Source organism: Xanthovirga aplysinae (assembly GCF_009711365.1).
In the GTDB taxonomy this organism is placed as follows: Bacteria; Bacteroidota; Bacteroidia; order Cytophagales; family Cyclobacteriaceae; genus Xanthovirga; species Xanthovirga aplysinae.
Map to the genome: position 1 here is coordinate 1 of NZ_SMMB01000200.1, position 665 is coordinate 665.

General features: G+C 35.0%; 1 protein-coding gene. It reads right to left on the reverse strand.

Annotated elements, in window-relative coordinates; genetic code table 11:
• Positions 1–270 precede the first annotated feature (270 nt).
• Positions 271–665 (reverse strand): NADPH-dependent FMN reductase (locus E1171_RS00405; RefSeq protein WP_155203018.1); only part of this gene is annotated, 395 nt, incomplete at its 5' end.

Below are 665 nucleotides of genomic sequence, written 5' to 3' on the forward strand. Positions count from 1 at the left end.
ACCCAAACTTCACCAGCAGGGATGAAAAAATGTGTCAACAGAGCCCTGAACGCCCGTTTATTTAAACTTTTGCGGAAGAATACTAATTGAGATTGGGTAATGGCTTAATGGATCTGAAATTTGTAGATAAGTTGTAAATAGGACTGTCTATTCACAAAGAAGTAGATATTTTATCGAATAACCTTTATTTAATAGAAAACGGACAGCTATATTTTTAGCTGTCCGTTTTTATTATAATCTTAATAGGATTGGGGTCATGAAATAAAATAATTAAGCACTAACAACAGTCTTTAGCGCCTCTTCCAATTTTCCGACTGCTGATTTAAGGTTTTTAATATCCTCTTCATTATTTATGGTTTGGGTATTAGGATCAATTTTTTCAAAATAATTTCCAATACTATAATCTGCCACCAATTGACCTCCCCACCAAGGGACAAGGTTTTTTAAGACATTCAGATTATTTGCTCCTCCATATCCGCCAGGTGATGCGCTTAATAATACTAGAGGCTTATCTCCTAGAAACTTCATGTTTATTCTTGATAACCAATCAATGGTATTTTTGAAAACAGCTGGAACTAGTCCATTATGTTCCGGGGAGGCAATAATAAAACCGTCGTACTGCTGTAGAGTATCGAAAAACTTTTGAATGTTAGCGGGAATTCCAT